The organism is Methylobacterium sp. yr668, assembly GCF_900116245.1.
Classification (GTDB): Bacteria; Pseudomonadota; Alphaproteobacteria; order Rhizobiales; family Beijerinckiaceae; genus Methylobacterium.
In genome coordinates this window covers 139,301-164,126 of the sequence record NZ_FOZY01000002.1, presented here as the reverse complement: position 1 = coordinate 164,126, position 24,826 = coordinate 139,301, and the positions used below count along the sequence as shown (strand labels likewise).

The window sequence follows — 24,826 nt, the reverse complement described above, 5'->3', positions numbered from 1 at the left end:
GGTGTCGGTGGGTCGGGCCGGTGGCGAGGGATGATCGGCCCAGTTGGCCGGACTCGGCCGCGTATGCAAGCCGACACACGCGAACCCGTGAAGCCTGATCCTACCTCAGGTTATAACCCTGTTAGCACAAAGTGTTCATGTGCTGCGGGTCTCGTCCGCACGACCGGAACCGACCGATGCGTCTCAGTCTCAAAGCAAAACTCAGCGGCCTCTTCGCCCTCCTGCTCCTGGCGGCGATCGTTCAGGGCGGCGTGACCCTCTACAAGATGCAGGCGGTCGACCAGCGTCTCGCGGAGCTGACCGACAACGCCGTGCCGTCGATCAACGAGGCCCAGGCGATCAACGCCCTCGTGATGCGCTCGCGACTGTGGCAGTTCCGCTACGTGACGGCGGATACCGATGCCGAGCGCGAGACCAGCCTGAAGAACGCCGACGAGATGATGCGGAACCGCCAGGCGAAGGCCGAGGCGTACCGCGGCCTGGTGGCGTCGAAGGAGGAGCAGGGGATCTACGACGACCTGCTCGCCAAGCTGGCGGTGCAGCAGGCCGACTGGACCCGTCTGCGCGCCTTCCCGGCCGACCAGCACGATCAGGCGCTCGCCTATTTCCGCGGGCCGATGAACGCCAACTACCTCGCGGCCTCCAGCGCGACCCGCGCCCTCGCCGACCTGAACATCCGGAACGGCGAGGCGGCCGGGCGCATGGCCCGCGACAGCCAGGCCGACGCGGTCCGGACGACCGTCGTGAGCCTGCTCGTCAGCCTCGTCATCGCGCTCGGCGCCATGCTGTACGCCTTCACGGGCGTGTCGCGGCCGCTTTCCGGGATGACGCTGTCCATGCGGCGGCTCGCCGACGGCGACACCCAGGCCGAGATCCCCTACGCGGCGCGGCGGGACGAGATCGGCGCCATGTCGGCGACCGTCGCGGTGTTCCGGGAGAACCTGCTGCACGCCCGCGCCCTCGAGGCCGAGACCGCGCAGGCCCGGGCCGGCGCCGAGGCGCAGCGCCGGCAGGCGACGCGCGAGCTCGCCGACCGGTTCGAATCCGCGATCGGCGGCATCGTCGGCTCGGTGACGTCGGCGGCGACGCAGCTCCAGTCCACGGCCCAGAGCCTCACCGCGACGGCGACGCAGACGGCCGGCCAGTCGACCAGCGCGGCGGCCGCGGCCGAGGAGGCCTCCTCCAACGTCACCACGGTGGCGGCGGCGGCCGAGGAGCTGGGCTCCTCGGTCAACGAGATCGGCCGTCAGGTCGGCTCCTCGGCGGACCTGGCGCAGGCCGCCGTCCGCGAGGCGGCCGCCACGGCCGACCTCGTCCAGGCCCTGAGCACCGGCGCGCGCCGGGTCGGCGAGGTGGTCGACCTGATCTCGGCGATCGCCAGCCAGACCAACCTGCTCGCGCTGAACGCCACGATCGAGGCGGCCCGGGCCGGCGTCGCCGGCCGCGGCTTCGCGGTCGTCGCCACCGAGGTGAAGGCGCTGGCCGACCAGACCGCCAAGGCGACGGCCGAGATCTCGGCCCAGATCGCGCAGATCCAGGGCTCGACCGGCCAGGCCGTCCAGGCCATCGACGGCATCGCCGGCCGCATCCGCGAGATCAGCGGCATGGCCAACTCCATCGCGGCGGCGGTGGAGGAGCAGGGCGCGGCCACGCAGGAGATCGTCCGCAACGTCGCCGAGGCCGCGACCGGGACCGAGTCGGTGACCGTCAATGTCAGCGGGGTCGCCGGCGCCGCCGAGGAGACCGGCGCGGCCGCCGCGCAGGTCCTGGCTTCGGCCTCCGAGATGGCCCGCCAGGCGGCCCATCTCGGCAGCGAGGTCGAGCACTTCCTGGCGACGGTCCGGGCGGCCTGAGCGCGGTCACGTGGGTTCGGCCGCACGTCGCGGTTGACGTATCTCACTCCGTCATCGCGAGCGCAGCGAAGTGACCCAGGGCAGCGCGACGCCGGCAATCGTGGCGCCGGCTGGATTGCTTCGCTCCGCTCGCAAAGACGGCGCCGAACTGGTCGACCGGACGGCGGAATCAGGCCTCGCCGGCCTCGGACCACGCCCGCAGGCGCTCCATCCAGGCGTCGGAGGCCAGCACCGTCAGCCCCGGCAGGAGCGACAGCGGCGTGACCCGCTCGACCCGGTCGCGCTCGCCGAGGCGCAGGCCGCCGCGCTTGGCGTAGAGGCGCAGGATGTCGGCGAGCCGGCCCTCCTCGGGGGGCTCGTTGCGCGCCACGGCGCGGATCTTCTCGACGATCTCGTCGGTGGTGCAGTCGACGATCCCGTCCGTTCCGGCCCGGTGGTCGCGCAGGCCCTCCTCGTAGAGGAGCCGGAGCGCCAGCAGCACCAGGGTCTCGTCCTTGCGCAGGCGCTCCGAGACGATGTCGTGGCGCGGGGCGTCGGCGGCCGGGCTCAGCGAGACCATCTGGTCGCGGTGCGACACGGTCAGCGCGTAGCCGAGGCAGGCGAAGTAGTCGGTGAAGAACGGCGCGTAGTGCCGGGCGAGCTCGTAGGAGCGGCCGATGCCCTGCGTCTCGGCGTAGATCACCTGCCCCTTCAGCAGCACCTGGAGGGCGCGGCACAGCTCCTCGGCGTCCGGCGCCCGGGCGCCGGGCGGCGGCGGCTCGTCTCCGTCGATGATCGCGCGGAAGCCCTCAAGCACGGGGACGGCGCTCCAGCAGGAAATCCGGGCAGTCCAGCCAGCCGTTGACCACCCGCTCGGGCAGCCGGGTCAGGGCGTAGCGCGCGCCGAGCTTGGCGTCGAACAGCACGTCGATCTCGCGCAGGCGCTGGAACACGATGAAGTCGTCGACGCCCGCGATGACGATCTGCGACCCGCGCAGCCGCACCGCCTTGCCGAGCCGGGCCTCCACGAAGGCGCTCATGCTCTCGGGCGTCACGGTGGTGCGGCGGCGGAACTCCGCCTTGGCGGCCGCGAAGGCGTCGACCACGGGGTCGTCCTCGATGTCGGGCAGCGGCTCCATGTCGATGGCCGACTTGCGGGCGCGCGGCGCCTGGAGATGCGCGTGCCCGATCGGCGGCCGCAGCAGCGAGACGTCGCCCGGCACCTCGGGGGCGATCTCCGCCCCGCCGACGGCGCGCAGCATCGCGGCGACGCGCTCGACGCCGCTCGGGTCCGGGCGGTCCATCACGTGCAGCGCGGAGGCGATCCGGCGCTCCAGGCGCGCCACCACGGCGTCGACGGCGTCGAGGTGGTTGTCGAGGCCCTCGAACACCGCGAGGATCTGGGCGAGATCCGCCCGGACGGCCCGCTGCGCCGTGTCGAGATCGGCGCTCCGCCCCTCGCGGATCAGGCCCTCGGCCAGGGCCCGGACCGTGAGGGCATCGCGCAGCGCCCGGCCGGCCTCGCGCACCACGCTGGCGCGGAAGCGGAACGGGTTGAAGCGGGTGTGCAGCGTCCGGTAGTCGCTGATCAGGTGGCGCTCGACGAAATCCTCGAAGAACAGCCGGAAGGTCTTGGCGCGGTCGGGCTCGCGCAGGATGCGCTCCTCGACCTTGCGCATGCCGGCCGCGAGCCCGCGCACGTGGGACAGGAAGGCGGCCGCGCCCCGCGCGGCGTTGGACAGCGCCTCGGAGCGGTTCGCCGGGTCCGACAGGGCGCTCTCGAGGCCGCCCAGCACCTCCAGGACGGCGCCCCCGTAGGAGCGGGTCTCGCCCCGTTCCAGCCGCGACAGCTCCTCCAGCAGGAGGCGGGCCTCGGGGTCGAACTCCGCGACCGGGACGTAGCGCTCGCGGCGCTCGATCAGCCAGCCGGTGTCGAGGAGGCGCCGGTAGAGCGCCGTGCGGCGCTCGGCCGGGTCGGCCGAGATCGGCTCGTCGCCGCTGACCTCGGGGTCGCTCCAGCCGGCGGCGAAGTCGCCGATCTCGGCCAGGAGCTCGGCCTTGCGCACCGGCTCGGCCCCGAGGACGCGCCGGTGCAGGTGCAGGAGCAGGGCCGCGTTGAAGCCGCGGCTCGGCGAGGCCAGCGGCTTGAACAGCTCGTCGGACAGCTGCGCGAACAGCATCGTCTCGAAATTCCCGCCGTCGCGCAGCCGTGCCGCTTACTTCGCGCCGAGGAGCTCGACGTCGAAGATCAGCGTGGCGTTCGGCGGTATCACGCCGCCGGCGCCGCGGGCGCCGTAGCCGAGCTGCGGCGGGATGATCAGGGTGCGCTTGCCGCCGGTCTTCATGGTGGCGACGCCCTCGTCCCAGCCCTTGATCACCTGGCCGGCGCCGAGGGGGAAGCTGAAGGGCTGGTTGCGGTCGCGGGACGAGTCGAACTTCTTGCCCTTCTTGCCGCCCTCGTCGAGCCAGCCGGTGTACTGGACGGTGACCGTCTGGCCGGCCTTCGGCTCGGGCCCGGTGCCGACGACCTCGTCCTGATACTTGAGGCCCGACGGGGTGGTCACGGTCTCGGCATTGGCGGCTGTGGTCATGGCGATCAACGCGGCTCCGAAGAGGGGGGACAGGCGAGGCATGGTTTCTCCCTGGAGCCGGCGCCGTGCGCGCCGGCCGTCGGGAGGCCTTCTATCGCCTCGGACCCGTCCAGGCCAGGGAGGCGGCCGTCCGCGCTCCGGGGACGCGCTCAGGCGGCTCGGACGCCGTCGAGGAAGCGGCCGACCTCTTCGGTCAGGTGCGCGGCCTGGGCCGACAGGGCCGCGGCGGCACCCAGAACCTCGCCCGCCGCCGCCTCGGTCGCGCCGGAGGCCGCGGCGACGCCGGCGACGTGGCCGGTGACCGCGGCCGCGCCCTGCGCCGCCTGGCCGACGTTGCGGACGATCTCGCGGGTCGCCGCGCCCTGCTGCTCCACCGCCGCCGCGATCGTGGTCGCCACGCCGTCGATGTCCCGGATCCGGGCCGTGATCGTCCCGATCGCCGCGACGGCCTGCCCGGTCGAGGCCTGCACCCGCCCGATCTGGCCCGCGATCTCCTCCGTGGCCCGGGCGGTCTGCTCGGCCAGCGCCTTCACCTCCGTGGCCACCACCGCGAAGCCGCGCCCGGCCGCGCCCGCGCGCGCCGCCTCGATCGTGGCGTTGAGCGCCAGCAGGTTGGTCTGGCCCGCGATGGTCGAGATCAGCCCGACCACGTCGCCGATCCGCGCCACGGCCTCGCTCAGGTCCCGGACCAGCGCGCCGGTCCGGTCGGCCTCCGCGACCGCCGCCCGGGCGAGGCCGGCCGAGCCGTCGACCTGCCGGCCGATCTCCTGCACGGAGGCGCCGAGTTCCTCGGCCGCCGCCGCCACGGTGCCGACGTTGCTGGCCGCCTCCTCGGCCGCGGCCGCGACGGTGGTCGACTGCCCCGCGGTCTCGGCCGCGGTCTCCGTCATGCCGCGGGCCGTGGCCTGCAACGATGCCGCCGCCGTCGAGACCTGCGCGACGATCCCGCCGACGGCGTCGGCGAAGCGGTCGGCGACCTGCCGCATCGCGAGGCCGCGCTGACGCGCCGCGTCCTGCCGCGCCGCCTCGGCCTCGGCCTCCAGCTGCCGGGTGCGGATCAGGTTGTCCTTGAACACCTGCACGGCCGCCGCCATGGCGCCGATCTCGTTGCGCCGCCGGAGGCCCGGGACGGCAACGGCGGAATCCCCGGCCGCGAGGGCCTCCATGGCCGCGGTGATCCGCCGGATCGGCCGGAGCACGCCGCGGAACAGGGCGAGCAGCCCGAGGGCGACGAGCAGCAGGGTCGCGACCAGGGCCGCCCCGTCGCGCCACAGGGTGCTCCGCGCCGCCCCCGACAGGGCCTCGGCCCGCGCGACCATCTCGTCGAGGCAGACGAAGGCGAGGTCGACGAGGGTCACCTGCTCGGGCGTGTCGAGCTTGCGCGCCTGGGCGAGCGTCAGGCCCGGCGGCGCGCCGCGAGCCAGGGCCTGCGCCACGGCGCGCCGGCGGGCGAGGGGGGCGCCCTCGAAATTGTTCTCCCGGGCTCGCCGGAACGCGGCCTGGGCCGCCCCGGACGCCTCGGCCGCGGCCTCGACCGCCGCGTTCCAGGCCGCGTCGAGCCGTCCCCGCTCCTCGGCGGCCGCGACGGTCTCGTCCAGCGACCAGGACGCCCCGGCCGCCAGGGATGTCTGCACGCGCAGCGCGACGGCGCCGTTGGCCATGCGCGTCGCCCACGCCGCCCGCTTCAGGGCGAGGTCGCGCCGGAGGAGCCCGTCGGACAGCGGGATCGCGGCGTCCACGGCGTCGCTCGTGGCGATCAGGGCATCGAGCATGGCCTGGAGGGCGGCCCTGGCCTCCGCCGTCACCGCGCCGTCGCGACGCGCGCCCGGCACGTCCAGGGCGGCGTCGACCCGCGGCCGGAGGCGCTCGAGGCGGCCGCTCGCCTCGTGCAGCCGGCCGAGGGTCGCCGCCACGGCGGGCATTTCCAAACCGTCGAGGAGCGGCTGGGCCGCGGCGAGCCCCGCGATGGCCCGCTGCCGGTCGGCGTAGAGCGACGCGCGGGTCTCGGCCTCGACGGGCTCGGCGGCGGCGAGGAACTGCAGCGTCGCGCCCCGCTCGAACCGGGTCACGTTCAGCGTCTGGAGGAGGGCGCGGCTCGCCCGCACCAGCGCGATGACCCGCTCGGCCTCGGCGGCGTGCTGCCGCGCCTCCCGCACGGTGCCCGTCGCGAAGCCGAGCATGATCGTGGCCATGACGACGAGGACGAGGCTCATGGTCGTCCGGATGGACAGGTCCCCTACGCGCATCGTGCCTCGGCTCCGGTCGCCCGATCGGCCGGGCATACCAGATCATAGCAAGTTTTTCCCCGCACAGCCGGGACAATGCGGGCGGTCGCAGGCACCGACCTGTCTTAAAATTTCCCCTTCCGAATTATTTATCTGCAAAACGACTGGATAATGGTCGGGCACAAGCGCAGATATTCTCAGTCACCAATCGATCGGACGCGGATTTTTTGCAGAAACACTTTTATCTTCCCTGTGCGCAACGACACTCACGCTCGGAACGGCGCGCCGTCGAGGGGTCCCGCGTCCCTCTCGGGCTGCGCCGCGTCAGCCGGCCAGAAGCGCGGCGAAACGGGCGACGAGCCGCCGGGCGACCTCGTCCTTGCCGAGGCGCGGCCAGGTCTCCACGGCGCCGTCCCGCCGGATCAGGTGCACCGTGTTGTCGACGCCGCCCATGACGCCGCCCTCGGCCGACACGTCGTTGGCCACGATGAGGTCGCAGCCCTTCCGGGCGATCTTCGCCCGGGCGTGCTCGACCACCGTGTCGGTCTCGGCCGCGAACCCGACCACGAGGGGCGGCCGCCCGGCCGGCCGGCGCGCGATCGTGGCGAGGATGTCGGGGTTCTCGACCAGCGGCATCGGCGCCGGCCCGGTTCCGTCCTTCTTGATCTTCTTGCTGCCCGCCTCCTGCTCCGGGCGCCAGTCGGCGACCGCGGCGGCGAAGACCGCGATGTCGGCCGGCAGCGCTTCCTCGACGGCGGCCAGCATCTGCCGGGCGGTCTCGACCCGCACGACGGCGACGCCCGGCGGGTCGGGGAGCGCCACCGGCCCGGAGACCAGGGTCACGGCGGCGCCGGCCGCGGCGGCGGCGGCCGCGATGGCGTGGCCCTGGCGGCCCGAGGAGCGGTTGGCGATGTAGCGGACAGGGTCGATCGGCTCGTGGGTGGGGCCCGAGGTCACGAGCACGCGCCGGCCGGCCAGGGGCCTGTCCCCGCTCGGGGTGCCGAGCATCCGCTCCAGCGCGTCGGCGATCTCGTTGGGCTCGGCCATCCGGCCGGGTCCGGATTCGGGCTCGGCCATCCGGCCGGCATTCGGCCCGACGATCCGGACGCCGTCGCCCTCCAGGACCGCACGGTTCCGGCGGGTGGCGGGATGCGCCCACATCTGGACGTTCATGGCCGGCGCGATCAGGATCGGCAGGGTCGTGGCTAGCAGGACCGTGGTCGCGAGGTCGGCCGCGTGACCGCCGGCCATGCGGGCCATCAGGTTGGCGGTCGCGGGCGCCACCACCACGGCATCGGCCTGACGGGCGAGCTTGATGTGGCCGATCTCGGCCTCGGAGGCGCGGTCGAACATGTCGGTATGCGCCCGCTCACCGGCGAGCGCGGCCGCCGCCAGCGGCGTCACGAATTCCTGCGCCCCCGCGGTCAGCACCGGGCAGACGCTGGCGCCCCGCTCGCGCAGCCGCCGGATCAGGTCGAGGGCCTTGTAGGCCGCGATGCCGCCGCCGATGACGAGGAGGACGCGGCGATGGGCGAGGGTCTCGGTCATGCCGCCGACCCTCTGCGCGCCGGCGCGCGCGCGTCAAGCCGCCTCAGGCGGCGGCCGGGACGGCGGGCGCCTTCAGGCCGCCGAACCGGCGCTCCCGGCGGCCGAATTCGGCCACGGCCTCGGCGAGGTCGTCGGGCCCGAAATCGGGCCACATCCGCTCGGTGAACAGCAGCTCGGCGTAGGCCGCCTCCCACAGCATGAAGTCGGAGAGGCGGCGCTCGCCGCCGGTGCGGATCAGCAGGTCGACATCCACCGGCGAGCCGTGCATCGGACCGGCCACCAGCTTGCCGAAGCTCTCGCGCGTCGGCTCCTCGCCGGCGAGGCGCTGCGCCGCCGCGATGATCGCGTCGCGGGCCGAGTAGTCGACGCAGATCCGCAGATGCAGCCGGGTCCCCGCCGCCGTGGCGGCCTCGGCGGCCGCGATCGCCTGGGGGATGCCGTCGGGCAGACGGTCGCGCCGACCGACGACGCTGAGACGGGTGCCGGTGCGGGCGAGGCGCTGGGTCTCGTTGCGCAGGTACGAGCGCAGGAGCCGCATCAGGCCGCCGACTTCCTCGGCCGGCCGCTGCCAGTTATCCGCCGAGAAGGCGTACAGCGTGAGCGTGCCGATGCCGTGATCCGGGCACGCCTCGGCGGTGCGGCGGATCGCCTCGACGCCCCGGTGGTGGCCGGCCAGCCGCGGCAGGCCGCGCTGCGTCGCCCAGCGCCCGTTGCCGTCCATGATGATCGCGGCGTGCAGGGCTCCCGGCACCGCTTCGCTTTGCATCGTAAAGTCTCCCGGCATGGGCGTGGCGTAGAGGTCTATCGAAACGGGATTAACATTCCCGGCGGGACGGGCGGTCTCACGCCGTTTTCGTGGCCGGATCGAGGCCGCGGACACCGGATTCGGGGCCGCGCTCGGCCGCCTCCGCGGCGTCGCGCACCACCTGCTCCAGCACGCCGAGATAACCGATGAAGCGCCGACGCCCGACCGCCGTGAGGCGGCAGATCGTCTGCGACCGGTTCTGCGCGAAGCGCTTCTCGAGGCTCACCAGATCCGCCTCGCTCAGAACGGCCAGATGGCGGCTGAGATTGCCGTCGGTCAGCCCGCACAGCCGCTTGAGATCCGGGAAGGGCAGCCCCTTCGGGTGCGCCACCAGGGAGGTCAGCACGCTCAGGCGCGCCCGCTCGTGGATGATCCTGTCGAGCCCCTCGTAGGAGAAGCGCCCCTCGGAACGGTCAGCGGTCGTCATCGAAGGCCCGGGCCCCGTGATGGATGATCCCGGCCAGCCACGCCTGGCCGAACAGGAAGGGCAGGCCCATCGTCCAGGGCGACAGGGCCCGCGTCTCGGCCGAGACCGCCAGCACGGCGAGCCCGGCGAGCAGGTACCAGGCCCCGACGCCCTGAACCGCCCGGGGCAGGATCCGCGCCGAGGCGAACAGGCCGAGGCCGACCAGCACCTGCCAGAGACCCGGCAGCATCCAGACCTCGCCGGGGGCGAAGCGGGCGATGACCAGGGCGAGGCAGGCCCCCGCGCCCGCGGCCGGCAGGAATACCTCGATGGCGTTCCACACCATCGCGTCGGCGAGGCCGGAATGCAGGCGCCGGCTGCGCCGGACCGCCTCGACGCCGATCATCGCGAAGGCCGCGAGGGCCGCCGCGATCCAGAGGCCGAAGAACAGGCCCGGCCGCGCCGCGGGATCGCCGAGCCACAGGGCCTGCCCCGCCGCGCAGGCGAGCGCGAGGCCGCCGGTGCCGGCGACCGTCGCCGCGCCCAAGCCGCGGAACGCCGTGTCGCGGGCGATCTGCGAGCGGATGGCCACGATGTCGGCCAGCGCCTTGTCCAGGTCCTGCATGTGCCTCAAGCCCCCGGCCGCAGCATGCCGCACACCCCACTTTGCACCGCAAAGTATCGACGGGGTCGGCCCACCGCAAGCCGATTTCCGCGCGCGCATGCCGATCTTCTCAGCATCCGGGACCGCGGTCGAGTTCGCCCCCGCGTGAATTCTACCTATCGGTTGTATTCGCCACACCGTCTTTAGTGGAACGCCACGGCGCTCCGCGGCCGGTCCTCGGCATGGCCGGCGGCGGACGAAAGCCGTCAAACCGCACCCGCGCAGGGTTTCTCGGAGCGCGATCCGGGCCCATATTGTTCTCATGCCCGCACCGAAGAAACCGCGCGCCGCCTCCGTGACGGCCACGTCCGCCAAGGCGTCGAAGCCCGAGCTGAAGCCCCTGGACACCTATCTGGCGGAGCTTCTGAACCCGGCGCTCAACCGGAACCGTCCGGCCACCGTCGAGCCGCCCCCCGAGGTGCCGGCACGGCCGGGCCGCAAGGCGGGGGGCAGGAAGGGCAACCCGAAGGACGGGGTGCCCGCGGCCGCGACCCGGAGGGCCGAGATCGCCCGCGACGGCTTCGCGGAGGCCCCCCAGGCCGGCTACGCGCTCGGCGACGCGGCCGATGTCGACCCCCGTCTGGCGCAGGCGCTCGGCCTGACGCCGCCCGAGGACGGCCCCGCGCCGGAGGGCGCCGATCTGCCGGATCCCGGCGGCGACGGCGGCGCCTCGGCGACGGTGAGCGCGCTCGAGCGGCTGCTCACCGAGGGCAACCCGCTGTTCAAGGACGGCAAGACCTGGACGCCCCACCGGCCGGAGCGGCCGCAGAAATCCGAGGGCGGCGTCCGGTTCACGCTCAAGTCGGAATTCACGCCGGCCGGCGACCAGCCCCGGGCGATCGCCGAGCTCGTCGGCGGCGTGCAGGCGCTGGAGCGCGACCAGGTGCTGCTCGGCGTCACCGGCTCGGGCAAGACCTTCACGATGGCCAAGATCATCGAGGAGACGCAGCGCCCGGCGCTGATCCTCGCGCCCAACAAGACGCTGGCCGCGCAGCTCTACGGGGAGTTCAAGGCGTTCTTCCCCGACAACGCGGTCGAGTACTTCGTCTCCTACTACGACTATTACCAGCCCGAAGCCTACGTCCCGCGCTCCGACACGTTCATCGAGAAGGAATCGTCGATCAACGAGCAGATCGACCGGATGCGCCACGCCGCGACCCGCGCCCTGCTGGAGCGCGACGACGTGATCATCGTCGCCTCGGTCTCGTGCATCTACGGTATCGGCTCGGTCGAGACCTACACGGCAATGTCGTTCACGGTGTCGCTCGGCGAGCGGATCGAGCAGCGCCAGCTCATCGCCGACCTCGTGGCCCTGCAGTACAAGCGGATCCAGTCCGACTTCGCCCGCGGCACCTTCCGGGTGCGGGGCGACTCGATCGAGCTGTGGCCGGCCCACCTGGAGGATCGCGGCTGGCGGATCGGCCTGTTCGGCGACGAGGTCGAGAGCATCGTCGAGTTCGACCCGCTCACCGGCAAGACCATCTCCGAACTGAAGTTCGTGAAGGTCTACGCCAACTCGCACTACGTGACGCCGCGCCCGACGCTGCAGCAGGCGATCAAAGGCATCAAGCACGAGTTGACGGGCCGGATCGAGGAATTGACCAAGATGGGCCGCCTGATCGAGGCGCAGCGCATCGACCAGCGCTGCACCTTCGACATCGAGATGATCGAGGCGACCGGCGCCTGCAACGGCATCGAGAACTACTCCCGCTACCTCACCGGCCGGAAGCCCGGCGAGCCGCCGCCGACCCTGTTCGAGTACCTGCCCGACAACGCCCTGGTCTTCACCGACGAGAGCCACGTCACCGTGCCGCAGATCGGCGGCATGTACCGGGGCGACTTCCGCCGCAAGGCGACGCTCGCGGAGTACGGCTTCCGGCTGCCCTCCTGCCTCGACAACCGACCGCTGCGCTTCGAGGAGTGGGACGCGATGCGGCCGATGACGGTCCACGTCTCGGCGACGCCCGGCAAGTGGGAGATGGAGCAGACCGGCGGCGTCTTCGCCGAGCAGGTCATCCGCCCGACCGGCCTGGTCGACCCGGTGATCGAGGTGCGCCCGGCGCGCAGCCAGGTGGACGACCTGCTGGGCGAGGTCCGAGAGGTGGCGCAGGCCGGCTACCGGACCCTCGTGACCACGCTCACCAAGCGCATGGCCGAGGACCTCACCGAGTACCTGCACGAGAACAGCGTGCGGGTGCGCTACATGCACTCCGACATCGACACGCTGGAGCGGATCGAGATCATCCGCGACCTGCGGCTCGGGGCCTTCGACGTCCTGATCGGCATCAACCTGCTGCGCGAGGGCCTCGACATCCCGGAATGCGCCCTGGTGGCGATCCTCGACGCCGACAAGGAGGGCTTCCTCCGCTCGGAGACCTCGCTGATCCAGACCATCGGCCGCGCCGCCCGCAACGCCGACGCGCGCTGCATCCTGTATGCGGACACCATCACCGGCTCGATGGAGCGGGCGATGGCCGAGACCGAGCGCCGGCGCGCCAAGCAGCTCGCCTACAACGCGGAGCACGGGATCACGCCGCAGAGCGTGAAGCGCGGCATCGCCGACATCCTGAGCAGCGTGTTCGAGCGCGACCATGTGCAGGTCGATACCGGGCTCGCCAAGGACGCCATCACGGTCGGCCACAACCTCAAGGCCGTGATGGCGGACCTCGAGAAGCGCATGCGGGCGGCCGCCGCCGACCTCGACTTCGAGGAGGCGGCGCGGCTGCGCGACGAGCTCAAGCGGCTCCAGGCGACCGAGCTGCTGGTCTCCGACGACCCGATGGCCCGGCAGGGCGACGTGGAGCGCGAGGCCGGCAAGTTCGGCCGGAAGCCGCCGCGCGGGGGCAGCCGCATCGCCAGGCCCGACCTCGACAATATGGGCCCGGGGACGGACCGGGAGCTGCCGGTGGGCGGCGCGGCGCCGGTCTGGCAGGAGCGGCCGAAGCCGCGCTCGACGCAGGGGCTCGGCGGTCAGAAGCCCAAGTACAAGGGCGGCGGTGGGCGACGGCGGGGCTGACCGGGCCGCCGGGACCTCAGGCGGCCTCGCTGCCGCGGCCGAGGCCGTGTCCCGACCCGGCCTCGCCGGCATCGACGATGGCCTGCGCGATCCGGACCACGAGGACGTGGCAGGCCTCGTCGTAGGCGTGGGAATCCGCGCGGACCGCCGCCTCAACGACGGTCCCCGCCTGCTCGCGCACGATCTCGCGGGCGGTGCGCAGCGCGTCGGCGTAGGGCTCAAACGGTCGGGGCATCGTCGCGCTCCGGAGACGCCGGGCCTGGCCCGGATAGGCGGCTGGAACGAGCCGGGCGACGAAACTGTTCCCCCGGCCGCTGGACGTCGATGCCGCAGCGGCCCAGATCAGCCGCGATGAGTGACGAGCACGCGATGGCCTCAGAGACGAACCCGCCCCCGACCCTCGACGACGAGACCCTGGCCTTCGCGGGCCGGGTCTTCCAGTACGCGCGGATGGGTCACGCCGAGGAGCTCGCCGACCTGTTCGGGCAGGGGCTGCCGGCGAACCTGCGCAATGACAAGGGCGACAGCCTGCTGATGCTCGCCGCGTATAACGGACAGGCGGAGGCCGCCCGGGTGATCCTGGAGGCCGGCGGCGACCCGGAACTCGCCAACGACCGCGGCCAGACGCCGCTCGCCGGCGCGGCCTTCAAGAACGACCTCGCCGTCGCGCAGCTCCTGCTCCGGCACGGGGCCGCGGTGGACGGGACCGGCGACGGCACCCGCACGGCGCTGATGACCGCGGCCATGTTCGACCGCACCGAGATGGTCGACCTGCTCCTCCAGCACGGCGCCGACCCGGATCGCCGCGACGCCTCCGGCCAGAGCGCCGCCGACATGGCCCGGGCCATGGGCGCCCAGGCGACGCCGGCGCAGCTCGACGGGGCGCCCCGGCGGCAGGCGTGAGGCCGCGTCGCGAGAAGACCTGTTCGGGCGCGACGGGCGCCGCACACGGGAGCACAACCTTGTCGCGATGGATCGGGGCCGCCCTGCTGGCCTGCCTTGCCGGAACCGCCTCCCTCGGTACGGCCTCCGCCGCCGAGACGCCCTGGCCGGCCTTCGGGCACGACCCGAGCAACCGCAACTTCTCCGAGCTGACCCAGATCAACCGCGACACGGTCGGCCGGCTGCGCCCCGCCTGGATCTTCCAGACCGGGGTCACCGGCTACTTCCAGGCCCAGCCGGTGATGGTGGACGGCACCCTCTACGTCTCCACGACGCAGAACAACGTCGCCGCCCTCGACGCGAAGACCGGCAAGCCGCTCTGGACCTACACCCACAAGCCGCGCACCGAGAAGATCTTCGGCCCGCCCTCCAACCGCGGGGTCGCGGTTTCGGGGGGCCTCGTCTTCGAGGCGACCATGGACGGGCAGCTCATCGCCCTGGACGCCAGGACCGGCCGGATCGTCTGGGAGAAGGAGGCAGTGCGCCCGGAGGAGGGCGAGACCGAGACCGCCTCGGGCCTGGCCGCGACCCTCGGCGGCAAGCCCGTCCAGGGTTCGAGCCGCCTCGGCTTCAAGATGCCGCCGCTCGTCGCCGACGGGCTCGTCATCGTCGGCGTCACCGGCGCCGGCTACGGCCTCCACATCGAGGACGAGGCGGGCGGCCTCGACGGCGGCTCGGTGGTCGGCATCGAGGGCGGATACGGGCGGCGCGGCTGGCTCGCGGCCTACGACGCGAGGACCGGCGAGGAACGATGGCGCTGGTACGTGACGCCCTCGGAGGGCTGGGAGGGCGGCTTCGTGGAGAAGACCGCCGACGGCACGCCGCTCCACCGCGACATCGCCGCCGAGAAGGCGGCGGCCCCCGCCAACCGCGACGCCTGGCGGGTGGGCGGCGGCTCCCTCTGGATGACGCCCGCCTACGACCCCGATCTCGGCCTGATCTTCCTCGGCACCGGCAACCCGGCGCCGCAGAATTTCGGCCTGTCGCGCCCGGGGGACAATCTCTACACGATGTGCCTCGTCGCCCTCGACGTGAAGACCGGGAAGCTGCGCTGGTACTACCAGCAGGTGCCGCACGACGAGTGGGGCTACGACGTCGCCGCGCCGCCCTTCCTGCTGGACATGCCGGGCGGCGCCAGGGCGGTGGCCTCGGCGAGCAAGACCGGCTGGATCTACGTCCACGACCGCGCCACGGGGAAGCTGCTCGCGCGCTCGGCCCCGCTGATCGAGCAGAAGAACCTGTTCGCGCCGCCGACCCCGCAGGGCACCGTGGTGGCGCCCGGCCCGCTCGGCGCGGTCTCGTGGCCGCCCACCGCCTATGACGGGACGCGCGCCTACGTGCAGGTCCGCCACGGGGCGACGACCTACACGGTGAAGACCGTGCCGGCCGCCGCGGGGCGTCCGGAGATCCGCTACACGGAGACCGGGGAGGCCAGGGGCGAGCCGTCCTTCAGCACGCTCACGGCCGTCGATCTCGCGGACGGCGGCCGGATCGCGTGGTCGGTGCGCGGCGCGAGCCGCCTCTCCGGGGGCACCCTGGCGACCGCCGGCGGGCTCGTCTTCTCGGGCGAGGAGGACGGCCATCTCGACGCCCACGACGCGCGGGACGGCCGGATTCTCTGGCGCTTCCAGTGCGGGGCCGGCATCAGCGGGCCGGCGATGACCTACGCGCTGGACGGCAAGCAGTACGTCGCGGTGGCGGCGGGCGGCGCCTCGTTCACTAGGGCGTCGGGCTTCGGCACCGGCAACGCGCTGCTGGTCTTCGCACTGCCCGATTGACCGCGGCCGGCCCACAGCGCGGACGGATGTCGCGGCGCGCCGGACTCTCGACGCTGCGGCGGGACGGGACGCCCCGGCGCGGCCCCTTGGCTAGTGGGCCACGAAGAGGGACAGCGCGCACAGGGCACTCGCGCCCAGTGCGAACGTCACGTCGGTCCAAGCGAAACGAGCCCTGCCAGGCATGCAGAATCTCCGCGCGAATACCGACCAACAAATTCCCGGACAAGTTGTTGCCGTCCGCTACCGGACAGAAGCCTCGCGGACGGTGGCCAGAGACGTTCGAGGAGGCAGACCGGGACGGGTACGCTCACGACGCGCGGCCTTCCGCGGCCGGCGCGTGATGTCCGGGCGCCCGGGGCGCTTCAGCCCGCCGCGACGGCGTAGCGGGTGCGCAGGCGCAGGCCGAACACGGCCATCATGAACATGCAGCAGGTGGCGTTGTTGCCGTTGTAGAGCACCGTCTCGAAGGAGGCCGAGACCAGCCCGAGGAACCACAGCCTCAGGAACAGCATGGTCTCCGCGTCGAGGCGCGTCCCGCCGGCCACGCGCTGCAGGTCGCGCACCGGGGCGAGCACGAAGGCTACGACGGTCAGGGCGAGGAACGGCAGGCCGCCGATCAGCGCGGTGTCGAGATAGGCGTTGTGGGCGTGGTCGACGGTGTTGACCCAGGTCAGCGCCTCGGAGCCGGCATACATGGTCCGCTCGGTCATCCAGAAGGCGCCGATCCCCCAGCCGCGCCAGGGCCGGATCATGATGTTGTCGATGGCGAACTGCCAGATCTCGCTGCGGCCCGTGAAGGTCGCGTCGGTGAGCAGCGAGCCCACCGCCTCCTGGATCGGCGGCGCCAGCACCGAGCCGATCGAGATCAGCGAGAACCCGATCACCGGGCCGAGGAGCAGCAGGCGGCGCAGGAACCCGCCGGTCAGGACCTGGCACAGGCCGGTCACGGCGAGGATCACCGGCAGGAGCAGGATCGCGGTCTTGGAGCCGCTCGCCACCAGGAACCCGGCCGCCAGGAGCACGATCGCCCAGCCGAGGACGCGGCTCGCCACCCTGGCGACGTAGAGGCCCACGATCACCAGGATCACCATGGCGGCACCGGCCTCGTTCTTCTGCGGGAAGATCCCGCGCCAGAGGCCCGGGTGGCTCGGATCGGAATTGACGTCGAAGGCCGAGTGGATCGCGAGGTTCGGCACGAAGGCGACCGAGAGGTAGGAGGCGAGCACGATGACCAGGGCGGACCCGGCCATGGTCAGCGCCAGCTGGCGGGGCGAGCGGGCCACGATCAGCACGCCCGCCGAGAGCATCGCCGCGATGGCGAAGAGCGCGAGCCGCCGCAGCGACAGGCTCGGCTCGACGGAGAGCAGCGCCGTCGCCCCGAGCCAGAGGGCGCAGAGCACGAGGGGGCGGGTCACCAGGGGGCGGAGGTGGCGCACGCCGATCCGGTGGATCGCCGCCGCCATGGCGGCGCCGGCGCTGAGGAACAGGATCTGCGTCAGCAGGCTGCCGTCCTCGGAGGCCGCGAGCATCGACCGGTCGGACAGGTCCTTCAGCCAGACGTGGTTCCAGAGCAGGACGAAGACGGCGCCATTCAGGAGCACGCGCAGAACGTCCGGCACGTCGCGGCCCGCGACGCCGCGCTGCCGCCCGTCGGCCGGGATCCCGATCGCCGCGTCCGCAGAAGCCATGCCGTCCCACCGCGAGGCCGCGCCGCGCGGCCAGGACCATTCTAGCGGCCCGCAGGTGCGGGGCGATGGAAAATCAGATGTTGCACCCCGCGATCGCGCGATAACCTTGACGCGATGCCGGCGGGGTCAGCGCCGCATCGTGTACTGCGAGCGGCCGGCGGATTGCCGCATCAGGAAGGACGCCATCTCGGCCAGTTCCGGCGCCTTCGAGCGGAAGGTGACGGACAGCGCCAGCAGCGTGTCCTTGTGGTCGAGGCCCGGGTAGAGCCGCTCTTGGACCGGGACGTGCTCGGCCCGCAGCTTGGCGGCGAGGCTGACCGTGTGCCGCGGCTTCACCACGGTGTCGGCGTCGCCGGTCGCCAGGAAGGCGGGGGGCGAGAGCGGGCCCACGAAGGCGACGGGCTGCGTGGCCTCCGGATCTGGCGCCTTGCCGAACACCTTGACGGTGGTGTCCTGGTCGAACGGCAGGAAGTCGTAGGGGCCGGACAGGCCGGCGACGGCCTTGATCACCTTGGGATCGACCCCGGCGGCGATCACGTAGCGCGGGTCGAGGCCGAGCATCACGGCGTTGTAGGCGCCCGCCGAGTGGCCGGCGAGCACGATGCGGCGCGGGTCGCCGCCGTATCCGGCGATGTTGTCGCGCACCCACGCGATGGCCTCGGCGCCGTCCTCGAGGAAGCCGGGGAACGGCGCCTCCGGGTAGAGCCGGTAATCGGGCAGCACCGTGACGAAACCCTGCGCCGCGAGGGCGTGCCCGACGAAGGCGTAGTCGTCCTTGGCGCCGCTCTGCCAGGAGCCGCCGTAGAAGAACACCAGGACCGGCGCGTTCTCGGCGCCCGCGGTGGGAACGTAGACGTCGAGCCGCCGCCGCGGACCCTCGCCGAAGGGCTGGTCCTTCGCGGCGAGCCGACCCCCCGGATCGCGCGGGCCGATCGCGTCGAACAGCGCGAGCGGCGAGGCAGCGGTGAAGCCGAACGCGGCGAGCCCGAGGCAGAGGAGGCTAGCGAGCGCGGTGAGGAGACGTGTCATATCCCATCCGGTTGTCCCGACCGGGCCATACCGCACCGCCCTCGGGGCGGATTGATGACGCTCTCGGGGCGGATCACGAAAAATCAGGTCCGCAGCACGAAGCAGGCGCCGCCGACCTTGCGGATGCGGCCGCACAGGTCGTCGGCCGCCTGCCGGCTCTGAGCCGGGATGCGGATCCGGTAGAAGGCGCGGGTCCCGCGGTTGCGCAGGCGCGTGCCGATGATCATCGGCCGCACCTCGCCGATCACCCCCGCGTAGGCGCTCCGCGCGCGGTTGAAGCTCTGCAGCGCCAGAGCCTTGGAGAAGTTGCCGGCGAGCTGGATGCCCCAGGGGGCGGCCGGCCCCTCGTTGAGGCCGAGGGCGAAGCGGTCGCCGCGCGACGGGACGCGCAGGCTGGCGGTGACCTGCAGGCAGGTCTGCGGCGCTTCCGGCTTGGTCTCCCTCTTGGCCTCCCCCTTGGCCTCCTTCTGGTCCGTCGCGTCCTTCTCACCCTTCGCCTCGGACTTGTTGTCGGACCTGCCGTCGGACTTGGCGGGCGCGCCGCCCTCCGGGAACTCGATCGCCTTGCCGGGGCCGGTCCGCCAGTCGTCCACCGGCTGGCCGGTGATGTTGGCCACGTAGGCCCGCGTCTCGGCGGGCAGGCCGCCGTCGCCGGCGAGCCACTTGCTCACCCGCGCGGCGCCGCCGTTATAGGCCGCGGCGGCGAGGCCCAGATTGCCGAACTGGGTCCTCAGGTCGGCGAGCAGGTGGGCCGCGTGCGGGATCGCCTGCTCGGGATCGAACGGGTCGAGGAGGCCGCGCTCCCGGGCGGTCCCGGGCATGAACTGCGCGACGCCCTGCGCGCCGGCCGGACTCACCACCCCGACGCGAAAACTGCTCTCGCGCCAGATCAGGCGCGTCAGGAACGGTACCGGCAGGCCGCGGGCCTTGGCCGAGTCGTCGATGAGGCGGCACAGGGCCTGCTCGACGGTCTCGGTCGCCCCCTCGGACGGGGCGGCCGCGGCCGGCTGCGCGCAGGCGAGGGCGATGAGCAGCGCGCCGAGGCGCAGGGGCGGGGCGGTCACGCCGCGCATGTAGCGACGCGCGAGGTAGGATCAATCCGCGCGGCCAACCTTCCTGGGGGAACATCCGGCCCCGGCGCACGAGCGTTGCACCTTTGCACACTGGCGCGACCGGGCCGCGCCGTCGTAGCGTCCCGGGCTCAGAGAGCCGCCTCCGACGCGGCCCCACGGGAGGAACCGCCGATGTCCGATCCGGCAACCCTGCGCGGCCTGTCCGGCCTGAGCCCCGCGCCGGCCCCGCTCAGGGGCTCGGCGCTCGTGATGATCGACCTGCAGCAGACCTACCGGGAGGGCGTGATGCGGCTCGACGGCGTCGAGCCCGCGCTCCGGGAGGCGGCGGCGCTCCTGCGACGGGCGCGCGACGCCGGCATCCCGGTGATCCATGTCCGCCACGATGCCGGGCCGGGCTCGCCCTACGACGTGACCGCCCCGATCGGCCAGATCAGCCCGGAAGTGGCGCCGCAGGGCGACGAGCCGGTGATCACCAAGGCCTATCCGAGTTCCTTCGTGGGCACCGACCTCCAGGCGCGGCTCGAGCAGATCGGCGTGAAGGACGTCGTCCTGGCGGGCTTCATGACGCATATGTGCGTCAACTCCACCGCCCGGAGCGCCTTCAACCTCGGATTCCGCCCCACCGTCGTGGCGGCCGCCACGGCGACGCGGGACCTGCCCGGGCCGGACGGCGCCGTGGTGCCGGCGGCCCAGCTCCAGGCCGCGAGCCTCGCGGCCCTCGGCGACCTGTTCGCCGTGGTCGCGCGCGGGCAGGGCGATATCCCCGACTGAGACGGCGGACCGCTCCCGGCACCGGTCGAGGCCGCGCGATCAGGCCTGGAGCCGCCCGATCTCGGCGATCACCGCCCCGAGGCCCGGCCGCCCGTCGGGATCCGGCCCGGTGCAGGCCTGCGCCAGGGCGCACAGGGAGTCCGGCAGCGCCGCGCATCGGTCGAGCAGCTCGCCGATCAGGATGCCGACGGCGCGGACCTCGACCCGCGCCAGGGCCGCGCCGAGCGGCCCGTCCGGCAGGGCCGAGGCGGCGCCGAAGTCGCTGAGCACGGCCGCGCCGGTCCCGGCATCCCAGAGCGTGTTGTGGGCGTAGACGTCGCCGTGCAGCAGGCCCCGCCCGTGCAGGTGCGCCACCGCCTCGGCCACGGCGCGGGCGATCCGCAGGACCGTGTCGGCGCCGAGGCGCAGGTCCGGGTCGTAGACGTCGCGGCTGCAGCTCGCGAGGCTCGGCGGCCCGGCGAGTGCGCGCCAGTGCGCCGGCAGGAGCCGGAGCAGCAGGCCGCGGGCACCGTCGGGATGGCCCTCGAGCCGGCCGAGCGCGCCCGTGAGGGCCGGGTGCGTCCCGGCGGCGAGGCAGGCCTCCATCTCCCGCTCGGGCAGGCCGTCGCTGGTCATCGCGCCCTTGAACAGCTTCAGGGCCACGTCCTCCCCGCCGGCCGGCCCCCGCCACCGCGCCCGGTGGACCCGCCCCGAGGCGCCCTCGCCGAGCAGGTCGCCGACGGCGAGGTCGGCCCACGGCACCGCGGGGGCCGCGACCGGCGCCGTCGCCGGCTCGGCGGGGTTGCCGGCATAGGCGATCCAGGCGAGGCGGGGCAGGCGCGCGAGCCAGGGCGGGAGCGCCGCGAGGCGATTGCAGGCGAGCCGGATCAGCTCGAGGTTGCCCGCCCCCGACAGGCTGTCGGGCAGCGCGGAGAGCCGGTTGCCCGCCAGCATCAGCTTCTGCAGGCGCGGCCGCTCGCCGAGGGCGGCGGGCAGCTCCGCGATCGCGTTGTCGGTCAGGGTCAGCCAGCGCAGGTCGCGCGGCAGCGACTCCCCCGGTACCTCGCGGATGCCGCAGCCGCGGAAGCCCAGCTGGCTCAGCGCCGGGCAGGCGCCGAGCACCGGCGGCAGGCGCGCGAACGGGTTGCCGGAGCAGAACAGCACGCGCAGACGGTGCAGGCGGCCGAGATCGTCCGGCAGGTCGGTGAGGCTGCCCCGGCCGAGATCGAGCACCTCGAGGGTGTCGGCGAGGGCGAAGACCTCGCGCGGCACCTCCGTCAGGCCGTCGGGCAGCCGCAGCTCGCGCGCGCCGCCGAGATCGCCGCGCCGCAGGGCAGCGAGGGTTTCGCGCCGGTCCAAGCCTCAGCCCCGCTTGAAGAACGCGTCGGCCGCGCCCTGCGCCGCCTGCTTGGCGGCCCGCGCCGCCTCGAGCCGGGCGATCTCGGCGCGCAGGAGCGCGACGCGCTCGTCGAGATCCCCGAGCGAGAGCGTGTCGAGGGGCTGCCCGATCTCGTGGGCCACGGCCTTGCGCGGCCGGTCGTCGTCGTCCCGCACGTCGTGTCCTCCCTACAGGAACGGTGTTCCGGCCCCGTCCCAGGCGAGGCCGAGATGGGCCGCCACGGTGGCGCCGATATCCGCGAAGGTCTCCCGCCGGCCGATCGGCCGGCCGGCCACGCCGGGGCCGAAGGCCAGCACCGGGACCTGCTCGCGGGTGTGGTCGGTCCCGGTCCAGGTCGGATCGTTGCCGTGGTCGGCCGTGATCACCGCGAGGTCGCCCGGCGCCAGCGCCGCCAGGATCTCGGGGATCCGCGCGTCGAACGCCTCCAGCTCCGCGGCGTAGCCCGGCACGTCGCGGCGGTGGCCGTGCTCCGTGTCGAAATCGACGAGGTTGACGAAGATCAGGCCGCCCTCCGGCAGCGTCGCCAGCGCGTCGAGCCCCGCCGTCACGCAGGCCGCGTTCGGGCCCGGCCTGATCTCGCGCCCGGTGGCGCGGTGGGCGAAGATGTCGCCGATTTTGCCGACGCTCACGACCGCGCGGCCGGCCGCCTCGGCGCGGTCGAGCAGCGTGCGCCCGGGCGGGGCGACGGCGAGATCCTTGCGGTTGCCGGTCCGGCGGAAGCCCGCCTCCGGCGAGCCCACGAACGGCCGGGCGATCACCCGGCAGACGCGGTAGGGGTCGCACAGGCGGCGCGCCACCCGGCACAGGTCGTAGAGCCGCTCCAGCCCGAACGCCTCCTCGTGGGCGGCGATCTGGAACACGCTGTCGGCCGAGGTGTAGCAGATCGGCCGGCCGGTCCGGAGATGCTCGGCGCCCAGCGCGTCGATGATCGCGACCCCGGGCGCGTGGCAGTCGCCCAGGATGCCCGGGAGGCCGCCCTCGGCGACGAGCGCGCGGATCAGCTCCGGCGGGAAGGCCGGCCGGGTCTCGGGGAAATGCCCCCAGGGCTCGGTCAGGGGCAGGCCGGCGATCTCCCAGTGGCCGGAGGGCGTGTCCTTGCCGGCGGCCGTCTCCACCGCGTGGCCGTAGGCGCCGCGCGGCGGGCCGGCCGGGGCGAGGTGCGGCGGGATCCGGCCCGAGGCCCCGGCGGCCGCCAGGCCGAGCCCGAGTTCGGCGAGGTGGGGCAGGCGCAGGGGGCCCGCGCGCAGCCCCGCCCGGTCGCCGCGGCCCTCCGCGCAGCGCTCGGCGATGTGCCCCAGCGTGTCGGACCCGGCATCGCCATACGTGTCCGCGTCCGGGGCCCCGCCGATGCCCACGGAATCGAGGACGATGATGAGCGCCCGCGCCACGGTCAGGCGGGCTCCAGCTCGGCGGGGGCGTCGCTCTCGAGGGCGAAGGCGGCCTTGAACAGGGCGCGGGTGTAGGGCGTCTGGGGGTTCGCGAAGATCGTCTCCGCGGCGCCCTCCTCGACCACGCGGCCGTTCTGCATGACGATCACGTAGTTGGCGAGCGCCCGCACCACCTTCAGGTCGTGGCTGATGAACAGGTAGGCGAGGCCGCGCTCGCGCTGGAGGTCGCGCAGCAGGGTCACGATCTGCGCCTGGACCGAGCGGTCGAGGGCCGAGGTCGGCTCGTCGAGGACGACGAAGCGGGGATTGAGCACCATCGCCCGCGCGATGGCGATGCGCTGGCGCTGGCCGCCGGAGAACTCGTGCGGGTAGCGGTCCATGGCGGCCGGATCGAGCCCGACATCGGTGAGCGCCTTGGCGACCACGGCCCGGCGCTCCGCCCGGGAGCGCGCCGTGCCCTGGACCACCAGTCCCTCGGCGACGATGTCGGCCACCGACATGCGCGGCGACAGGGAGCCGTAGGGATCCTGGAAGACGACCTGCATGTCCTTCCGCAGCGGGCGCATCTGCGCCGCGCCGTAGCCGTCGATCGCCTTGCCGAGGAAGACGATCGGGCCCTCCGAGCCGGTGAGCCGCAGGAGGGCGAGGCCGAGGGTTGTCTTGCCCGAGCCGGACTCGCCGACGACGCCGATGGTCTCGCCGGTCCGGACCCGCAGGGAGACGCCGTCCACGGCCCTGACGTGGCCGGTGACGCGCCGGAGCAGGCCCGACTTCAGCGGGAACCAGACCTTCAGGGGGCCGGCCTCCAGGAGCGGGGCGGCGTCGGCCGGGACGGGGTTGGCCCGGCCCTTCGGCTCGGAGGCGATCAGGCGGCGCGTGTAGGTGTGCTGCGGATCCGCGAAGACGGCCTTGGTGGCGCCGGCCTCCACGATCTTGCCCTTCAGCATCACGCAGACGCGGTCGGCGATCCGCTCGACGATGCCGAGATCGTGGGTGATGAACAGCATCGCCATGCCGAGTCGCTTCTGCAGGTCGGCGAGCAGCGCCAGGATCTGCGCCTGGACGGTCACGTCGAGAGCCGTGGTCGGCTCGTCGGCGACCAGGAGGTCCGGCTCGCAGGCGAGGGCCATGGCGATCATCACGCGCTGGCGCTGGCCGCCGGAGAGCTCGTGCGGGTAGGCGCCCATGCGCCGCTCGGCGTCGCGCAGCCCTACGAGCTCCAGAAGCTCCAGGATCCGCCGGCGCGCCGCCTTGCCGGCGAGGCCGCGGTGCAGGCCGAGCACCTCGCCGATCTGCCGCTCGATCGTGTGGAGCGGGTTCAACGAGGTCATTGGCTCCTGGAACACCATGGTGATGTCGGCGCCGCGCACGTCCCGCATCGCCCGCTCGGGCAGCCGCGCGAGGTCGCGGCCCGCGAACAGGATCCGCCCGTCCTGGCGGGCCGCGGGGTCGAGGAGGCGCAGGATCGCCAGCGCGGTCACCGACTTGCCGGACCCCGATTCGCCCACGAGCGCGACGGTCTCGCCGCGGCGGATGGTGAAGGAGACGCCGTCGACCGCCACGGTCTCGCCCTCCCGCGCGCGGAACGCCACGGAGAGGTCCTCGACGGCGAGGAGCGGCTGGGGATCGGCCTCTGACATGAGCCCCTTATAGCGCGCCCGGCCCCGGACCCTAGCCCGCGCGGACGCCGCA

21 protein-coding genes are annotated in these 24,826 nt (G+C 73.5%); 5 read left to right on the top strand and 16 right to left on the bottom strand.

Annotated features, from left to right (window positions below):
* Window positions 1-176 precede the first annotated feature (176 nt).
* Window positions 177-1,853 (top strand): methyl-accepting chemotaxis protein, encoded by a 1,677-nt coding sequence (locus BM419_RS03290; protein WP_091924941.1) that lies wholly within the window; start codon window positions 177-179, stop codon window positions 1,851-1,853.
* A 169-nt stretch (window positions 1,854-2,022) separates the two neighbouring features.
* On the opposite strand, the gene BM419_RS03285 is transcribed toward BM419_RS03290, so the two are convergent.
* From BM419_RS03285 to BM419_RS03250, 8 genes are all read right to left on the bottom strand, one after another.
* Window positions 2,023-2,649, bottom strand: a complete 627-nt coding sequence (locus BM419_RS03285; RefSeq protein ID WP_020095807.1) for a DUF4194 domain-containing protein — start codon at window positions 2,647-2,649, stop codon at window positions 2,023-2,025.
* On the bottom strand, window positions 2,642-4,012 hold the full coding sequence (locus BM419_RS03280; RefSeq protein ID WP_091924939.1) for a Wadjet anti-phage system protein JetA family protein: 1,371 nt from the start codon (window positions 4,010-4,012) through the stop codon (window positions 2,642-2,644). The genes BM419_RS03285 and BM419_RS03280 overlap by 8 nt, the downstream gene beginning before the upstream one ends.
* Before the next feature lie 36 nt (window positions 4,013-4,048).
* A complete protein-coding gene (locus tag BM419_RS03275; protein WP_026605341.1) occupies window positions 4,049-4,465 on the bottom strand; it encodes an FKBP-type peptidyl-prolyl cis-trans isomerase in 417 nt (138 codons plus the stop codon).
* A 107-nt stretch (window positions 4,466-4,572) separates the two neighbouring features.
* The gene (locus tag BM419_RS03270) at window positions 4,573-6,669 is read right to left on the bottom strand and encodes a methyl-accepting chemotaxis protein (RefSeq protein WP_091924936.1); all 2,097 of its coding nucleotides are present in this window, start codon (window positions 6,667-6,669) and stop codon (window positions 4,573-4,575) included.
* Window positions 6,670-6,972: 303 nt separating this feature from the next.
* Window positions 6,973-8,196, bottom strand: coding sequence for a bifunctional phosphopantothenoylcysteine decarboxylase/phosphopantothenate--cysteine ligase CoaBC (coaBC, locus tag BM419_RS03265; RefSeq protein WP_091924934.1), 1,224 nt, complete (start codon window positions 8,194-8,196; stop codon window positions 6,973-6,975).
* Between the two features lie 43 nt (window positions 8,197-8,239).
* Entirely contained in the window at window positions 8,240-8,962 is a 723-nt protein-coding gene (locus BM419_RS03260) for a di-trans,poly-cis-decaprenylcistransferase (protein ID WP_020093610.1), read from the bottom strand.
* A 76-nt stretch (window positions 8,963-9,038) separates the two neighbouring features.
* Window positions 9,039-9,428, bottom strand: coding sequence for a transcriptional regulator (locus BM419_RS03255; RefSeq protein ID WP_020093611.1), 390 nt, complete (start codon window positions 9,426-9,428; stop codon window positions 9,039-9,041).
* Window positions 9,415-10,032 carry a hypothetical protein gene (locus BM419_RS03250; protein ID WP_020093612.1) on the bottom strand — a complete coding sequence of 206 codons (618 nt, stop codon included), beginning with the start codon at window positions 10,030-10,032 and terminating at the stop codon, window positions 9,415-9,417. Before BM419_RS03250 ends, BM419_RS03255 begins: the two co-directional genes overlap by 14 nt.
* Window positions 10,033-10,333: 301 nt before the next feature.
* Between BM419_RS03250 and uvrB the strand changes: the two genes are divergently transcribed.
* Window positions 10,334-13,087: an excinuclease ABC subunit UvrB gene (gene uvrB / locus BM419_RS03245; RefSeq protein ID WP_091924930.1), complete on the top strand. Its 2,754-nt coding sequence runs from the start codon at window positions 10,334-10,336 to the stop codon at window positions 13,085-13,087.
* 16 nt (window positions 13,088-13,103) lie between these two features.
* Here uvrB and BM419_RS03240 read toward each other — a convergent pair whose 3' ends face one another.
* Window positions 13,104-13,322 (bottom strand): hypothetical protein, encoded by a 219-nt coding sequence (locus BM419_RS03240; RefSeq protein ID WP_042674712.1) that lies wholly within the window; start codon window positions 13,320-13,322, stop codon window positions 13,104-13,106.
* A 134-nt stretch (window positions 13,323-13,456) separates the two neighbouring features.
* On the opposite strand from BM419_RS03240, the gene BM419_RS03235 reads away from it, so the two are divergent.
* Window positions 13,457-13,990 (top strand): ankyrin repeat domain-containing protein, encoded by a 534-nt coding sequence (locus tag BM419_RS03235; protein ID WP_020093615.1) that lies wholly within the window; start codon window positions 13,457-13,459, stop codon window positions 13,988-13,990.
* An 83-nt stretch (window positions 13,991-14,073) separates the two neighbouring features.
* Window positions 14,074-15,807 carry a pyrroloquinoline quinone-dependent dehydrogenase gene (locus tag BM419_RS03230; RefSeq protein WP_244540695.1) on the top strand — a complete coding sequence of 578 codons (1,734 nt, stop codon included), beginning with the start codon at window positions 14,074-14,076 and terminating at the stop codon, window positions 15,805-15,807.
* 362 nt (window positions 15,808-16,169) lie between these two features.
* Here the strand turns inward: BM419_RS03230 and BM419_RS03225 are convergent, their stop codons facing one another.
* From BM419_RS03225 to BM419_RS03215, 3 genes are all read right to left on the bottom strand, one after another.
* On the bottom strand, window positions 16,170-17,495 hold the full coding sequence (locus BM419_RS03225; protein ID WP_091924924.1) for an O-antigen ligase family protein: 1,326 nt from the start codon (window positions 17,493-17,495) through the stop codon (window positions 16,170-16,172).
* A gap of 126 nt (window positions 17,496-17,621) precedes the next feature.
* Entirely contained in the window at window positions 17,622-18,524 is a 903-nt protein-coding gene (locus tag BM419_RS03220; RefSeq protein ID WP_042674716.1) for an alpha/beta hydrolase, read from the bottom strand.
* Between the two features lie 83 nt (window positions 18,525-18,607).
* Complete coding sequence (locus BM419_RS03215) at window positions 18,608-19,597, bottom strand: lytic transglycosylase domain-containing protein (protein ID WP_020093619.1); 990 nt, start codon at window positions 19,595-19,597, stop codon at window positions 18,608-18,610.
* Window positions 19,598-19,768: 171 nt separating this feature from the next.
* On the opposite strand from BM419_RS03215, the gene BM419_RS03210 reads away from it, so the two are divergent.
* Entirely contained in the window at window positions 19,769-20,368 is a 600-nt protein-coding gene (locus BM419_RS03210; RefSeq protein WP_020093620.1) for a cysteine hydrolase family protein, read from the top strand.
* A gap of 39 nt (window positions 20,369-20,407) precedes the next feature.
* Here BM419_RS03210 and BM419_RS03205 read toward each other — a convergent pair whose 3' ends face one another.
* Genes BM419_RS03205 through BM419_RS03190 form a run of 4 tightly spaced genes read right to left on the bottom strand, consistent with a single transcriptional unit; the run spans window position 20,408 to window position 24,774 of the window.
* Complete coding sequence (locus BM419_RS03205) at window positions 20,408-21,706, bottom strand: leucine-rich repeat-containing protein kinase family protein (protein ID WP_020093621.1); 1,299 nt, start codon at window positions 21,704-21,706, stop codon at window positions 20,408-20,410.
* Window positions 21,707-21,709: 3 nt separating this feature from the next.
* Entirely contained in the window at window positions 21,710-21,901 is a 192-nt protein-coding gene (locus tag BM419_RS03200) for a DUF1192 domain-containing protein (protein ID WP_012317818.1), read from the bottom strand.
* 12 nt (window positions 21,902-21,913) lie between these two features.
* Window positions 21,914-23,134 (bottom strand): phosphopentomutase, encoded by a 1,221-nt coding sequence (locus BM419_RS03195; protein WP_091924921.1) that lies wholly within the window; start codon window positions 23,132-23,134, stop codon window positions 21,914-21,916.
* A 2-nt stretch (window positions 23,135-23,136) separates the two neighbouring features.
* Entirely contained in the window at window positions 23,137-24,774 is a 1,638-nt protein-coding gene (locus BM419_RS03190; RefSeq protein WP_091924918.1) for an ABC transporter ATP-binding protein, read from the bottom strand.
* Window positions 24,775-24,826 lie beyond the last annotated feature (52 nt).

Bases quoted from the DNA above. Each gene is read 5' to 3' on its own strand.
- BM419_RS03210 (WP_020093620.1), top strand. From the start codon at position 19,769: ATGTCCGATCCGGCAACCCTGCGCGGCCTGTCCGGCCTGAGCCCCGCG.
- BM419_RS03240 (WP_042674712.1), bottom strand. From the start codon at position 13,322: ATGCCCCGACCGTTTGAGCCCTACGCCGACGCGCTGCGCACCGCCCGC.
- BM419_RS03260 (WP_020093610.1), bottom strand. From the start codon at position 8,962: ATGCAAAGCGAAGCGGTGCCGGGAGCCCTGCACGCCGCGATCATCATG.
- coaBC (WP_091924934.1), bottom strand. From the start codon at position 8,196: ATGACCGAGACCCTCGCCCATCGCCGCGTCCTCCTCGTCATCGGCGGC.
- uvrB (WP_091924930.1), top strand. From the start codon at position 10,334: ATGCCCGCACCGAAGAAACCGCGCGCCGCCTCCGTGACGGCCACGTCC.
- BM419_RS03225 (WP_091924924.1), bottom strand. From the start codon at position 17,495: ATGGCTTCTGCGGACGCGGCGATCGGGATCCCGGCCGACGGGCGGCAG.
- BM419_RS03190 (WP_091924918.1), bottom strand. From the start codon at position 24,774: ATGTCAGAGGCCGATCCCCAGCCGCTCCTCGCCGTCGAGGACCTCTCC.
- BM419_RS03275 (WP_026605341.1), bottom strand. From the start codon at position 4,465: ATGCCTCGCCTGTCCCCCCTCTTCGGAGCCGCGTTGATCGCCATGACC.
- BM419_RS03280 (WP_091924939.1), bottom strand. From the start codon at position 4,012: ATGCTGTTCGCGCAGCTGTCCGACGAGCTGTTCAAGCCGCTGGCCTCG.
- BM419_RS03290 (WP_091924941.1), top strand. From the start codon at position 177: ATGCGTCTCAGTCTCAAAGCAAAACTCAGCGGCCTCTTCGCCCTCCTG.
- BM419_RS03235 (WP_020093615.1), top strand. From the start codon at position 13,457: ATGGCCTCAGAGACGAACCCGCCCCCGACCCTCGACGACGAGACCCTG.
- BM419_RS03220 (WP_042674716.1), bottom strand. From the start codon at position 18,524: ATGACACGTCTCCTCACCGCGCTCGCTAGCCTCCTCTGCCTCGGGCTC.
- BM419_RS03215 (WP_020093619.1), bottom strand. From the start codon at position 19,597: ATGCGCGGCGTGACCGCCCCGCCCCTGCGCCTCGGCGCGCTGCTCATC.
- BM419_RS03255 (WP_020093611.1), bottom strand. From the start codon at position 9,428: ATGACGACCGCTGACCGTTCCGAGGGGCGCTTCTCCTACGAGGGGCTC.
- BM419_RS03270 (WP_091924936.1), bottom strand. From the start codon at position 6,669: ATGCGCGTAGGGGACCTGTCCATCCGGACGACCATGAGCCTCGTCCTC.
- BM419_RS03250 (WP_020093612.1), bottom strand. From the start codon at position 10,032: ATGCAGGACCTGGACAAGGCGCTGGCCGACATCGTGGCCATCCGCTCG.